General features: G+C 65.0%; 13 protein-coding genes. 3 read left to right on the top strand and 10 right to left on the bottom strand.

The genetic code is table 11. From position 1 onward, the window contains the following. Positions 1 to 29: 29 nt before the first annotated feature. Positions 30 to 638 (top strand): superoxide dismutase, encoded by a 609-nt coding sequence (locus tag ACU0AG_RS02515; protein ID WP_482780680.1) that lies wholly within the window; start codon positions 30 to 32, stop codon positions 636 to 638. 165 nt (positions 639 to 803) lie between these two features. Here the strand turns inward: ACU0AG_RS02515 and ACU0AG_RS02510 are convergent, their stop codons facing one another. After that, positions 804 to 1427 carry a sigma-70 family RNA polymerase sigma factor gene (locus ACU0AG_RS02510; protein ID WP_482780679.1) on the bottom strand — a complete coding sequence of 208 codons (624 nt, stop codon included), beginning with the start codon at positions 1425 to 1427 and terminating at the stop codon, positions 804 to 806. Beyond that, positions 1424 to 1651 carry a NepR family anti-sigma factor gene (locus ACU0AG_RS02505; RefSeq protein WP_482780678.1) on the bottom strand — a complete coding sequence of 76 codons (228 nt, stop codon included), beginning with the start codon at positions 1649 to 1651 and terminating at the stop codon, positions 1424 to 1426. The genes ACU0AG_RS02510 and ACU0AG_RS02505 overlap by 4 nt, the downstream gene beginning before the upstream one ends. Positions 1652 to 1815: 164 nt before the next feature. Between ACU0AG_RS02505 and ACU0AG_RS02500 the strand changes: the two genes are divergently transcribed. Then, positions 1816 to 3558, top strand: a complete 1743-nt coding sequence (locus ACU0AG_RS02500) for a CHASE domain-containing protein (protein WP_482780677.1) — start codon at positions 1816 to 1818, stop codon at positions 3556 to 3558. A 134-nt stretch (positions 3559 to 3692) separates the two neighbouring features. Here ACU0AG_RS02500 and ACU0AG_RS02495 read toward each other — a convergent pair whose 3' ends face one another. Together ACU0AG_RS02495 and ACU0AG_RS02490 are read right to left on the bottom strand one after the other, a co-directional pair. Beyond that, positions 3693 to 4481, bottom strand: a complete 789-nt coding sequence (locus tag ACU0AG_RS02495; RefSeq protein ID WP_482780676.1) for a response regulator — start codon at positions 4479 to 4481, stop codon at positions 3693 to 3695. Positions 4482 to 4902: 421 nt separating this feature from the next. Further along, positions 4903 to 6063, bottom strand: coding sequence for an N-acetyltransferase (locus ACU0AG_RS02490; protein ID WP_482780675.1), 1161 nt, complete (start codon positions 6061 to 6063; stop codon positions 4903 to 4905). A 172-nt stretch (positions 6064 to 6235) separates the two neighbouring features. Between ACU0AG_RS02490 and ACU0AG_RS02485 the strand changes: the two genes are divergently transcribed. After that, positions 6236 to 7315, top strand: a complete 1080-nt coding sequence (locus tag ACU0AG_RS02485) for a fatty acid desaturase family protein (RefSeq protein WP_482780787.1) — start codon at positions 6236 to 6238, stop codon at positions 7313 to 7315. 15 nt (positions 7316 to 7330) lie between these two features. Here ACU0AG_RS02485 and ACU0AG_RS02480 read toward each other — a convergent pair whose 3' ends face one another. From ACU0AG_RS02480 to ACU0AG_RS02455, 6 genes are all read right to left on the bottom strand, one after another. After that, the gene (locus tag ACU0AG_RS02480) at positions 7331 to 7843 is read right to left on the bottom strand and encodes a GNAT family N-acetyltransferase (protein WP_482780674.1); all 513 of its coding nucleotides are present in this window, start codon (positions 7841 to 7843) and stop codon (positions 7331 to 7333) included. After that, entirely contained in the window at positions 7840 to 8949 is a 1110-nt protein-coding gene (gene lptG / locus ACU0AG_RS02475; RefSeq protein WP_482780673.1) for an LPS export ABC transporter permease LptG, read from the bottom strand. Before lptG ends, ACU0AG_RS02480 begins: the two co-directional genes overlap by 4 nt. A gap of 6 nt (positions 8950 to 8955) precedes the next feature. Continuing rightward, positions 8956 to 10185: an LptF/LptG family permease gene (locus ACU0AG_RS02470; protein ID WP_482780786.1), complete on the bottom strand. Its 1230-nt coding sequence runs from the start codon at positions 10183 to 10185 to the stop codon at positions 8956 to 8958. Between the two features lie 90 nt (positions 10186 to 10275). Then, a complete protein-coding gene (gene clpS / locus ACU0AG_RS02465) occupies positions 10276 to 10614 on the bottom strand; it encodes an ATP-dependent Clp protease adapter ClpS (protein WP_482780785.1) in 339 nt (112 codons plus the stop codon). A 251-nt stretch (positions 10615 to 10865) separates the two neighbouring features. Continuing rightward, complete coding sequence (locus ACU0AG_RS02460) at positions 10866 to 11615, bottom strand: phasin family protein (RefSeq protein WP_482780672.1); 750 nt, start codon at positions 11613 to 11615, stop codon at positions 10866 to 10868. A 112-nt stretch (positions 11616 to 11727) separates the two neighbouring features. Beyond that, positions 11728 to 13650, bottom strand: a complete 1923-nt coding sequence (locus ACU0AG_RS02455; RefSeq protein ID WP_482780671.1) for a PHA/PHB synthase family protein — start codon at positions 13648 to 13650, stop codon at positions 11728 to 11730. Positions 13651 to 13710: the final 60 nt, after the last annotated feature.

Raw genomic sequence — 13710 nt, 5'->3', positions numbered from 1 at the left:
ATTCAACCCAGCCTTCCGGAGGATGACCCATGGCTTTCGCACTTTCCCCGCTGCCCTATGCCGACACCGCGCTTGAACCGGCGATTTCGGCCGAGACGCTGTCGTTCCACCACGGCAAGCACCACCAGACTTACGTGGACAAGATGAACGCCGCGATCGAAGGCACGCCGCACGCCGATGCCTCGTTGGAAGCGATCGTCGCTGCCTCGCGCGGGACCAATCAGGGCCTGTTCAACAATTCCGCCCAGACCTGGAACCACGCCTTCTACTGGCACTCGATGGCGGCAGAAACCACCGCGCCTTCGGATGAACTGGTCGCCAAGATCAACGAAGCCTTCGGTTCGGTCGACGCCCTGAAGCAGCAGCTCAAGGATCGCGGCGTCGGCCACTTCGCCAGCGGCTGGGTGTGGCTGGCCGAAAAGGACGGCAAGCTCAGCATCGAGGAAACCCACGATGCCGACACGCTGGCCGACAGCGACTTCAACCCGCTGCTGGTGCTCGACGTGTGGGAGCACGCCTATTACCTCGATCACCAGAACAAGCGCCCGGCCTATCTCGACGCTGTGGTCGAGACCAAGCTCAACTGGGCCTTCGCCAGCGAAAACCTCGCGCGCGGGACGGTGTGGACTTACGCGTAAGGACTGGCGCCTGATTTTTGCAGGCTCGTGAACAAGGAAGGCCCGGAGCAGCGATGCTTCGGGCCTTTTTTCTGCGTCATCCCAGCGAAAGCTGGCACCCAGGGCGGCAAGCGATGCCCTTTGTGGCTCTAGGCCCCAGCTTTCGCTGGGGTGACGGATTGCGAATTACCCCCGCGAACTGACCCCGTTGCCGCCCGCGACCATATCGAGTTCCTCAAGGATCGCGCGGTGGGCGATGTCGTCGCCGGTTGAACGCTGGGGGATGTTGCCGTTCGCCAGCATCTCGGTCAGCGCGGCGCGGGCGCGGCCCACGCGGCTCTTGATCGTGCCGACCGCGCAGCCGCAGATCGCGGCGGCTTCCTCGTAGGAAAACCCGCCCGCGCCCACCAGCAGCAGCGCCTCGCGCCGTTCGGCGGGCAGGGTCAGCAGGGCGCGGTGCAGATCGCTGAGGTGGATCGGTTCTTCCTGGCCGGCCGGCGCGGTGAGAATGCGTTCGGCCACGCCTTCATCATATTCGCCGCGAAAGCGGTTGCGGCGCATGTCGGTGAGATAGGCGTTGCGCAGGATCACGAAGGTCCATGCCCGCATCGAGGTGCCCGGTTCGAACCGGTCCTGCGCCGCCCATGCCTTCAGCAGCGTTTCCTGCACCAGATCGTCAGCCAGATCGGGACGCCCGCACAGGCCTCGCGCAAAGGCGCGCAGGTGCGGGACAACCTCGGTCAACTCACGCTTGAAATCGGATTTTTCGCTTGCGGTGCGGGTGGCGCCTTGCTGGCCGCCCGCGCTCACTGCGGCGGGCTCCGGTCGCCGGAGGATGGCTTGTCAGCAGCGGCAGGCGGGCCCGTGTCGATCCCGTCGAGCCGGTCGAGCAGGTCCTTGAACGCATCGGGCAGGTCTTCCTCGACCACCGAATCATACAGCTGCTTCAGCCCGTCGGCCCATTCGGGCGGACGCCCGGACGCAGCACCGCCGCGGTCGTTATTGCTGTCACCCTGTTTGCGGTTCGAGGCCATGTGCTCCCGGTCTTGTCCCTGATCCCGTCGTCCGGTTCCCCGATGGAACCAATGCCGACTGCCCTTGGCGCAATAGCGGGTTTGGACGATTCGGGAACGATGCGCTACCAGTTTGGTTCCGCCAGCGTCCGCAGCATCGCGCTCCGGCCCCCGGCCCGACAGGATTGCCCGCCATCGACCCGCTCGCACCCAGCCCCGATACCGACCCTTCGGCCCTGCCGCCGCCGACCTCGTCGGGACGGGCGCGGCGCTGGCTGGTGCTCTATCCGCGGGCGATCCCGCTGGTGATCTTCCTGGCGCTGGCCGCGATCACCGCGCTCAGCGTGTTCGCTATCGAAAGCAACGCCCGCGCCCGCGAACGCGCCCTGATGCGCGAATATGCGCAAGGCGTGGCCGCCGCGCTCGACCGCAGCAGCAGCGGTTTTTCGTCCTATCTGCGCGCCGGAGCGGCGCTGTTTTCCAGCCTTGACGAGGTGCGCCCCGAAACCTTCGACAATTTCGTGCGCGCACTGAAGCTCAACACCGATTATTCGGGCGCGGAAGGGATCGGCTGGATCCCCGTGCTCGAAGTGGCCGACCTGCCGGATTTCTACGCCCGCACCCGCGCACGCCAGCCCGATTTTCCCGCGATCTACCCGGTTCCGGCCAGCGACACGGGCCGGATCGCGCCGGTGACGATGTTCGCACCTGCATCCCCGCGCAACCGCCGCGCGCTGGGATATGACATGTATTCCGATCCCGCCCGCGCCGCCGCCATGGCCGAGGCCGAGGTAACCTTGCGCCCGGCTGCCTCGGGCCGGATCGTGCTGACGCAGGAAACCAGCAACGCCGCGCCCGCCTTTGCGATCTACATGCCGGTGTTCCGTCTTGGCTCGGGCGAGGAACGGCGGCTGGCGGGCTTCGTTTATACCCCGTTCCGCGCCCGCGAATTCCTCGATGCCGCGATCGACCGCGAGGGGGCGAGCAGGTTCGGCGTGCGGCTTTACGATGGCGAGGCGAGCACCGGTCACCTGCTGGTCGCCCATTCGATCGGCGATGCCACCAGCGAAACCGTGCAGCAGGAGGTACGGATTGCCGACCGCAAGCTGCTGCTGGTGATCGAAAGCCCCGATGCGCAGGTGCTTTCGCCCCTGTCGATGGTGACGCTGAGTTTCGGGCTGGCGCTGGCGAGCCTGCTGATGCTGCTGGCGCGGCTGCTGACCCAGCAGGCCTTCGAGGATCAGGCGCGGCTTGCCTTCTTCGAGGAACAGCACTCGATCCGCAACTCGCTGACCCGCGAGCTCAACCACCGGGTCAAGAACACGCTGGCCAATGTGCTGTCGATCCTGTCGCTGACCCGTCGCCGGGCGAGCGGGCTGGATGATTTCGCCGACAGTCTCGAAGGGCGCATCCGGGCGCTTTCGGCAACCCACGATCTGCTGACCGTGACCGACTGGGGCACGACCCCGATCCGCGCCGTGATCGAGGCGGAATTGCAGCATTTCCGCGTGGCGCTGGGCGATGCGATCCTGCTCGACGGGCCGGATCTCGAACTGGCGCCCAATGATGCCCTGTCCTTCGGGCTGGCGGTGCACGAACTGGCGACCAATGCGGCCAAGTATGGCGCGCTCAGCGTGGCATCGGGGCAGGTCACGATCCGCTGGCAGAAGGGCGAGGACGAAGCGGGCGACATCGCCTGGGCCGAAGTCGAATGGCGCGAAAGCGGCGGGCCGCCGGTGCCCGAACAGCGCCGCCGCGGGTTCGGCACCGATCTGATCGAGAAGGTCGTCGCGCACGAACTGCGCCAGCCGGTCACGCTCGATTTCGCAGCAACCGGGGTGCGCTGCGTGCTGCGCGTGCCGGTGCGGCGGCCTGCCGATTTCCGGATCAGGGAAAAGGACGCGGACCGGCGGGTGCGGAAGAAGTAATTTCAGGCCACCTTCGGTTGCGCAGACCACCCGCCCCGCCTCCCCACCCGGCCACCAATAGTACCACAATGCTATGGTGGCCGGGTGGGGAGGCGGGGCGGGTGGTATGCATCGCGCGTTGGCGCGATCACAAATCAAAGCGGCCGCGTGCTCCCGAAAAACAGCGCCTGGCTGATCGCGGCGCGCACGGTGGCTTCCTGAAACGGCTTGGTGACGAGATAGGTCGGTTCGGGCCGGTCGCCGGTCAGCAGGCGTTCGGGATAGGCGGTGATGAAGATCACCGGCATCGAGGCGACAGACAGGATGTCGTCCACCGCATCCAGCCCCGATGATCCGTCGGCGAGCTGGATGTCGGCCAGCACCAGCCCCGGCATCGCTTCGGCCACGGCGGCGCGGGCCTGGGTGCGGGTGGCGGCGGTGCCGCTGACCGTGTGGCCAAGACCGGTGACGAGGTCTTCAAGCTGCATCGCGATCAGCGGTTCATCCTCGATAATCAGCACCGATGTGGTCTGTTCGCGTTCGATTTCGGCAATCGCTTCGGCGACGAGACCTTCGACCTCTTGCGGTGTGCGATCGAGGATCGCGGCGGCTTCGGCGGTGGAGAAATCCTCCAGCGTGGTCAGCAGCAGGGCCTGCCGCGCCGGCGGAGTGATCGTGCCCAGCCGCGCCTGCGCGCCGGCTTCGTGTTCGGACGCGGCAGCGCCGGTGGCGGCCTGCCCCGAAGCGCTCGCCCAGACCTTGCCGAAGGCGCGGTAGAGCGGCACCCGTCCGCCTGCCAGCGAGGCCTTCAGCGCATCGTCAGCCAGCACCGCTTCGAGCATTTCGCGCACGAAGGCATCGCCGCTCGCCTGCGATCCTGTCAGTGCCCGCGCATAGCGGCGCAGGAACGGCAAGTGTGCGGCGATCTGGCTTCCGAGAGACATTGGGCAACTCCGCAGGGTGTGTGGTGCAGGCGACAGGATAACCGAATCGCAGCCATAGCGGTTCCCCGCCCTGCCGTCGCGCTGATCCGGCAAGCCTCTCGATTCGCGTGCATTTGCAAGAAAATGCACGCGGGTGAAAAAAATTTCGAGCGGGCCGGGAACCGGTTTTCGGGACGAGCATTATCCCATTGTCACCGCCGAGACCCCCCTCCCGTCCAAGCGGCTGGTGATACGATCCCGAAAGGCCTCCGTTGTTTACGCAACGGAGGCCTTTTTTCGTTTGGGCCACCTTCGGCGGCGCATACCTCCCGCCCCGCCTCCCCACCCGACCACCATACCGTAATGGTATTCTTGGTGGTCGGGTGGGGAGGCGGGGCGGGCGGTATGCGTTTCGCGTCAGCGAAACCGCAAAACAATCCAATCAACCCAGCGTCTTCTCGTAGATCACATATTCGCGGTTGATCGTGCTCTGGATCGTGTCGGCGATGGCGACCATGCCCTGGTTGTCTTCCAGCACCCAGCCAAGCTCGCCGCGGGTCGATCCGAACTTGCCGTTGGCCTGCACCCTGATGCTCTCGATCATCATGAAAGCCAGCTGGCTGGCGAGGCGGCTGTTGTGCAGTTCCTTCAGCACCCCCATCAGCGGCACCCGCATGCCTGCGCCCTTCGGATGGCGCAGCCAGCGCAGCATGTGGATCCAGCCGAACGGGAACAGCTTGCCCCTGATCTTCGCCAGCGCATCGTTCACATCGGGGAAGGTCAGCATGAAGGCGACGGGACGCCCGTCGACCTCGGCGATCATGTTGAGTTCCTCGTGGATGATCGCGCGCAGCTTCTTGCCGGCATAGGCGACTTCGGCGGGGGTGAAGGGGACAAAGCCCCAATTGTCCGACCAGGCATCGTTGAGAATGCCGAGGATGATCGCCACCTCGGCATCCCAATCGGCCTTGCGCACCCGGCGCACGTTGATCCGCGCATTGCGTTCGCCCGACTGCACGATCCGCTGCACCAGCGGCGGGAAGGGTTTCGAGATATCGAGATCATAGGTGTAGAGCGTCTTGGCGCGGGCATATCCCGCGGCCTCGATCCAGCCGGCATAATGCGCCGGATGATGGCCCATCATGATCATCGGCGCGTGATCCTGCCCGCGCACCAGCAGGCCGGGCTCTTCCCAGATCGACAGCGAGATCGGGCCGAGCACGCGGGTCATTCCCTCGCCCGCCAGCCATGCCTCGGCAGCGGCGATCAGGGCGCGGGCGATGTCTTCATCCTCGGCATCGAAATAGCCGAAGAAGCCGGTGCCGGGGCCGAAGCCTTGGCTTGCCGGCATGGCGAGCGCGAGTTCATCAATATGCGCCGAAATCCGCCCCACGGCCTTGCCGCCGCGCTTTGCGATGAACAGCTGCACACGGGCATGGCCGAAGAACGGGTTCTTGCCCGGATCGACCAGTTCCAGCTGCTCGCTGCGGATCTGCGGCACGAAGTGCGGCAGGCGGCCGGAAAAGGCCCGCCCCAGATCGACGAAGGCTTGCCGCTGCTGCTTGCCGCTGACCGGCTCGATAACTATCTCAGATCCGCGCATTGCCACATCCGTCACGCCGCTGTTCCCGTATTTGCGTTGGGTTAAGGTGTCTGTGTCCCGCCAGCGCCATTGACGCAAGGCTATCGATCACTGTCACCAACAACCCGCGTTTGGCTTGCCTTGCGATTTGGCGTAGGGGAGCCTCAGGATTTTGCTGAAAATGACCCCGGAAATGACCGTCCACCAGACCCTCGACCCGCAGCCCGCCAAGGCCACTCGCGCCCAGTTCATGGTCGAGGATGACAAGGCGATGCTGCGCGCCGCGCGCGATCTGACCAAGGGGCTGGGCGAGGCGAAGGCAACGGTCTACTGGCCCGACATGCTGCTGTCGGCCGGCGTGGGTTATGCCGGGATTGCGGTGGCGATCCTTGGCGGCAGCCTTCCGGTGCAGATCGCAGCGGGGCTGGTCGCGGCGCTGGCGCTCTACCGCGCGCTGATGTTCATCCACGAGTTGACCCACATCCACCGCGATGCGCTGCCCGGCTTTCGCACCGGCTGGAATCTGCTGGTGGGCATTCCGCTGCTGACGCCGTCCTTCATGTATGAAGGCGTGCACACCATCCACCACAAGCGCACGCAATATGGCACGGTGGAAGATCCCGAATACCTGCCGCTCGCGCTGATGAAGCCGTGGAGCCTGCCGGTCTTCGTGCTCGTGGCGCTGCTCGCGCCGGTGGCGCTGATCGTGCGCGCTGCCGTGCTGGTGCCGCTGGGTGCGCTGATTCCGGCGGTGCGCACCTTCACGTGGGAGCGGTTCTCGGCGCTTTCGATCAATCCCGATTTCCGCCGCCGTCCCCCCGAAGGCGAATTTGTCGCCCGCGTGCGCTGGCAGGAAGCGGGCGTGTTCGTGTGGTCGTGGGCGCTGATCGGCAGCACCCAGCTGATCGGCTGGCAGCCGCTGGCGATTGCCATGGCGATCCTGTCGCTCACCGCGGTGCTCAACCAGCTGCGCACACTGGTCGCGCACCTGTGGGAGAACGAGGGCGAGCCGATGACGGTGACCGCGCAGTTCCTCGACAGCGTCAACGTGCCCCCGCCGGGGCTGGCGGCGGAGATCTGGGCGCCGGTCGGCCTGCGCTATCACGCGCTGCATCACCTGATGCCCTCGATGCCCTATCACGATCTGCCGGAAGCGCACCGTCGGCTTGCCCGCGAATTGGGAACGGGTTCGACCTATGAAGGGGCGAACCACCCGGGGATGCTGGTGCTAGTGGGCCGGATTGCCAAGAGCACAATGGGGAAGAGGGGTTAAGCCCGCGTCCTTGCTTCAGTCCAGAAAACAGATCATCGCGCAGCGCCTGTCGGCGGGCAGGCCATTGTCGACCTCGACCGCCAGCTCGCCCGCCAGCCGGATATGGGCATCGAGCGCGGTGACTTCCTCGAACCCCAGCCGCGCATAGAACGGGCCGTTCCACGCGAGATCGCGGAAGGTGGTGAGGGTCAGTGCCGTAAAGCCGGTGTTGCGCGCATCGATCTGCGCGGCACGCACCAGCCCTGCGCCGATCCCGCGCCGCTGGAAGGCGGGGGCGACGTCCATTTCCCAGACGTGCAATTCGCGCCGGAAGGGTTCTGCGACGAGGAACCCCGCCATATTTTCACCCGCATGGGCGACAAGGCTGTGGCCCTTGCGGATCAGGCGGGCATAATCCGCCTCGCTGCGGGTATGGGCAGGATCGATGGACTGCTCCCCCGCAAAGGCGGCCGCCGCCGCCCGCTCGATCCCCGGCATGGCGGCGGCATCTTCGGGCCGTGCCAGCCGCAGCGACCAGTCGCGGCTCACTCCTCGGTCCGGATCAGCACGGTCTCGCCGAGCAGCAGGAACAGGAAGAACGGCGCCCAGGCCGCAAGGAAGGGCGGGTAACCCCCAAAGCTGCCCATCGCCAGCGCGGCATTGTCGACCACGAAATAGGCAAAGCCCAGCGCCATGCCGATGATCGCGCGCACGAACAGCTGGCCCGATCGTGCGAGGCCAAAGGCGGCGATCGAACCGAGCAGCGGCATCAGCAAGGCGGACAGCGGGCCGGACAGGCGGTGCCACCACTTGGCGCGCATTTCATCGGTGTTGCGCCCCGCCGCTTCATAGGCATCGATGCTGCGCGACAGTTCCCAGAAGCTCTGCCCGTCAACATCGACCGATTGCAGCATGATCCGCTCCGGCGTCAGGCCATTGCCTACCACCAGTTCGGGCAGGGTTTCGGTCAGCGCGCCCGCGACATCGAAGACTTGCGGATTTTCCAGCTTCCAGCCGGGCGCGGCAAAGGTCGCACGCGGGCTGCGCACCTGTTCGCGGATGATCCCGCCCGGCGCACGGGCATACCAGGTGACGTTCGACAGCACGATGCCGCTGCCGCTGCCGGTGAGGGTGGCCGCCGACAGGATATTGTCGCCATCGGTGAGATAGACATTGGAGCGCACGCCGCCGTTGCTGTCGCCGGCAGCGGGGATCGGGCCGTATTCCGCCGCTTCCCACGCCTTGAGCGTCGCATTGGCGCGGGTGACGATGCGTTCGTTGAAGCCGAAGCTGACCAGCGACACCAGCGCGGCGGTGAGCAGCAGCGGCGAGAGCACCTGATGCGCGGAAAGCCCCGCTGCCTTCATCGCCACCACTTCGCTGTTCTGGTTCAGCGTCACCAGCGTGATCAGCGTCGCCAGCAGCACCGAATAGGGCAGGAACCGCGAGATCAGCTGCGGCAGGCGCAGCGAGGCATATTCGAGGATTTCGGCCTGCCCGTTGCCGGGCGCTTCGAGAATCTTGCCGGTGGCCGACAGCAGATCGAGCGCCAGCAGCACCAGCACCAGCATCACCAGCACCGCAAGGATGCGCACCACAAACAGCTTCGCAAGATAGAGCGTCAGCGTGCGCGAGGGGAAGAAATCGAGCTGCATTGCGCCTTATTCCGCCGGAGCGGCCTCCGGTCTGCGATAGGCCTTGGGGGCGCGGCGGGCGAACAGCTTGCCCAGCCGCTTCGACAGCTTGGCGAACATCGTCTCCAGCGCCCCGATCGCCTGCCCGCCGGGGACATAGGCGACGCGGTAATACATCCACACGATCAGCGCGGCAAACAGCACGAAAGGCACCCACAGCGCCAGCACCGGATCCATCCGGCCCAGTGCGGCGACATCTTCGCCATACTGGTTCACCTTGTGATAGGCGACCACCATCACTATCGACACGAACACGCCCAGCGCGCTGGTCGATCGCTTGGGCGGGATCGCCAGCGCCACCGCCAGCAGCGGCATCAGCAGCATCATCACGATTTCCACCAGCCGGAAATTGAAGCTGGCAAGGCTGGCATCGCGGGCCTGCGGCGGGCTTTCGTCGTTCCAGCCGATCCGCAGCAATTCGGGCAGGATGTATTCGCGGGTGGCATCGCCGCGGGCGCGGAATTTCTCGATCGCGGGCAGGTCGATCGGCAGATCATGGCGGCTGAAGCTGAGCACGCGGGGCGTGTTGCTGCCGGTATCCTGGATGATCGTGCCCTCGGTCAGGCGCAGGATGATGGTATCGGGATTGTCGCGGGTCGCCAGAAACGCCCCCTCGCGCGCACTGATCGAAAGCACCTGCCCCTTGCTGTTCGACACGCGGGCGAAAATGCCGATCAGCTTGCGGCCTTCATCCTCGCTCTGTTCGATCCGCAGCGCCATGCGGTCAGCCAGCGTGGTGAATTCGCCGACCTTGATCGAGGCCCCGAGCGCGCCCGATCGCAGTTCGTATTCCATCTGCTCGTAATAATACCGGCTGATCGGCTGGATGTAGAACACCAGCGCGATATTGACCGCGACCAGCACCAGCGTGATCGCATAGGGCATCCTGAGCAGCCGGTTATACGACAGGCCGACCGCGCGCATGGTGTCGAGTTCGGATGATGTCGCCAGCTTGCGGAAGGCCAGCAGCACGCCCAGCAGCAGGCCGAGCGGAATGGCGAGGCTGGCATATTCGGGGATCAGCGCGCCCAGCATCTTGAACACCACCGCGACAGGGCCGCCTTCGACCGCGACGAAATCGAACAGCCGCAGCATCTTGTCGAGCATCAGCAGGCTGGCGGCGAGAGCGAACACGCCCAGCATCGGCACAAGCGTGAGCCGCAGGATATAGCGGTCGATGCTGGGGATCAGTTTCAGCACGTGATGTTCCGTAGATAACCCCGCGGCCCTAGCGTGTCTGGCCGCCCGCGTCATGCCCTCAATTGGGGGTGGCGCGGCGTGAGGGGCTTACGCCTTTTCCAGCGTGCATTGCAGCGGGTGCTGGTTCTGGCGGGCGAAGTCCATCACCTGGTTCACCTTGGTCTCGGCGATTTCATAGGGGAAGATCCCGCACACGCCGACGCCGCGCTGATGGACGTGGAGCATCACGCGGGTGGCCTGTTCGAGATCCATCCCGAAAAACCGCTTCAGCACCAGCACCACGAATTCCATCGGGGTGTAATCGTCGTTGAGCATCAGCACCTTGTACTGGCTCGGCTTTTTGGGCTTGGCGCGGGTCTTGGTGGCGATGCCCACCTGGCCTTCGCCGCCGCCGTCCTTGCCCTCGTCATCATCACCCGCGCGCACGCCTTGGGCCAGCCGGACAAGCGGCGCGGCGACAGCGGGCAGGGTGGGGACAGGCGATACGACCATGGGCCTTCCATTATGGGATTCGCAGGCAAAGGTGCAAGCGATTGGTGCGATTCATTTTCCCGCGCCCGCGCGACAAGAAAAGGCCCGAGCAAGCAGGGCTTGCTCGGGCCGGCGCTTTTCAGCGCGCTCTCGTGGACCGGGTTGGGAGAGAGAGGAGAGAGGCCCGGTCCAGGAACTTGTAACGCTTAGGCAGCCTTGCCGATCTTTTCGGCGGCGACGCTGACGCGGTTCGAAATCGGGGCGAAGGCATCGTTGTAGAGCTTCACCCAGGCTTCGGTGCGCTTCGAGCCATAGGCGACCACGGCATCGAAGTTGCGACGGGCGATTTCGCCCTGCAGCTGGAACAGCTCGGTCGGCGACTTCACGGCGGCAACCTTCTTGGCATCTTCGGTGACGGTTTCGAGCACGGTCTTGCCGGTTTCGACGTTGTCCTTGAGCAGTTCCTGCGCACCGGCGAAGAAGATCTTGCCGCTTTCTACGACAGCTTCGACGTTGGCCTTGGTGAACTCGGTCGCTTCGGTGGCGAGCACGGTGCCCTTGGCGGCAGCGGTCTTGGCGCGGGTCTGGACGTCAGCCAGCATTTCCTTGGCGGTGGCGGTGATGTCGGTGTTCTTGGCAGTGGCCATGATGGTATCCTTGAGCTTGATGACGGGGTTGGTCTTGGGCGCATTTGCCTTGGGGGCGGCGGCGGGCTTTGCAGCCTTCTTCGCCAGCACGGGCTTCTTGACCGGAGCGGGCTTCTTGGCGGCCGTCTTCTTGACGGTCTTGGCAGCGGCCTTCTTCACCGGGGTTGCCTTCTTGGCAGCCGGTGCGGCTTCAACCTTCGGCGCTGCGGCGGTCTTGGCCGAGACTTCGGCAAGAACCTGTTCGGCAGCGGCGTCGATCTTGGCGACGGGAGCCTTCACCTCGGCAGCAGTGGTTTCAACTTCGGACATGATGACCTCGCTTCATGTTGCACTGCACAAAATAGTGAGTGCGGCTGCGAAGTCAAGCATTTTTGTGCAGTGCACAAAAACTGGCAAAGTCCTTTGAAATCAATGTCGAGGATCAGCGGGTCTTCACATAGCGGCCCGGCGCGTCCTCGATCACGGTGTCGCCCTTGCCGCCGGGAACGCGCTTGCCCCTGGCCGCAACGCGGGTGTCGGACTGGCGGTGCAGCCATTCCAGCCAGTGCGGCCACCAGCTGCCCGGATGTTCGGTCGCGCTGTCGACAAAGGCCTTCAGAGAGGGGGCGCTGCTGTCGCCCACCCAGTACTGGTATTTGCCCGCAGCAGGCGGATTGACCACGCCTGCTATGTGGCCCGATCCCGCAAGCAGGAATTCCATCGGCCCGCTGAAATGCCGGGTGATGCGCCACACGCTTTCGGCCGGCGCGATGTGATCCTCGCGCCCGGCCTGCACAAAGCTGGGGGTAGAGACACGGGTGAGGTCAATCGGCGTGCCATCCGCCTCCAGCGCATCGGGCACCACCAGTTTGTTGTCGCGATAGAGGTCGCGCAGATAGGCGTTGTGCCATTTCGACGGCAGGTTGGTAACGTCGCCGTTCCAGTGCAGCAGATCGAAGGCGGGATAATCCTCGCCCAGCAGGTAGTTATTGACGACGTAGTTCCAGATCAGATCGCGCCCGCGCAGCGCGTTGAAGGTCGCCGCCAGATAGCGCCCGTCGAGATAGCCCTGCCCGGAAGACAATTTGCCGATCATCTCCAGCTGGCCATCGTCGATGAAGTTCTTCAGATCGCCGCTCTTCTCGAAATCGACCTGTGCGGTGAAGAAGGTGGCGGATTTGACCTTGTCCGCCTCGCCCCGCCGCGCCAGCACCGCCAGCGTTGCGGCCAGCGTCGTGCCGGCCACGCAGTAGCCGATGGTGTGGACAGCGGGCACATCCAGCCGTGCGCGCACATGGTCGATCGCCTCGATCTGGGCGCGGATGTAATCATCCCAGACGATGTCGGCCATGCTTTCATCAGCCGATTTCCAGCTGACCACGAACACCGAAATGCCCTGATCCACCGCCCATTTGATGAAGCTCTTCTTGGGCGTCAGGTCGAGGATGTAGAAGCGGTTGATCCACGGCGGGAAGATCAGCAGCGGCACTTCCAGCACGCTTTCGGTTGAAGGCGTGTAGTGGATCAGCTGGTAGAGCGGGGTCTCGTGCACCACCTTGCCGGGGCTGGCGGCGAGGTTTTCGCCCAGCCGGAAGGCGTCGGGATCGGTATGGGTCAGCTGCCCGCGCTTGAGATCGTTGATGAGGTGCTGCATCCCGCGCACCAGATTGGCGCCCTTGGTCTCCATGGTGCGTTTGAGCACCACGGGATTGAGCGCGAGAAAATTGTCAGGGCTCATCGCCTCGGCCAGCGCGCCCACCGCGAATTCGAGCTGCTGGCGCCTGGTCTTGTCGAGACCCTCCATGCCTCTCACCGCCTGCCTGAAGTGATCGGCGAGCATCAGATAGGTCTGGTGCAGCAGCAGGAAGGCGGGGTGTTCGCGCCAGGCCGGATCGGCAAAGCGGCGGTCGGATTTGGGCAGGCTGGCAGCCTCGGGCGGTTCGGAGGCCTTGCCGCCGCTTGCCCCGGCCACCATCGACTGCATCACGCCGGTCCACAGCTGCATCTGGTCCTGCATCAGCTTGCCAGAGGCTTCGAACAAGGTTTGAGGCATCAGGCCCTTGGGCATCTGTCTCAGCATCCCCTGCGAAATCGCCAGCCATTGCGCCGGGTCGAGCATGTTGCCGCCCCTCGCGGCCTTCTCGGCAGCGGCCTGCGCCTGATGCGCCGCGAAATCGAGCCACAATTGCTGGAGCTGCGCGGCCGTCGCCGTCCATTCGGCCAGATCGCCCGCATCGAACCCCTGCGGCAGCAGCGCCTCGTTGCCTTCGCCCGCCATCATGGCCTTCATCGCCTCGCCCTGCATGGCAAAGAAGCCCTGCAGGTTTTCTGCGGCCGCCGCCATCGGGTTGGTGTCGTCTGCCATTGCCTGAAAGTCCTCTGAATTGCGCCGATGCCTTGCGCCAGGGCCCTTAGTGCCGTCATT

Source organism: Erythrobacter sp. RANMB8 (assembly GCF_056848235.1).
Note: the sequence above shows the minus strand (reverse complement) of the source record. Positions and strands in the feature narration are given on the sequence as shown.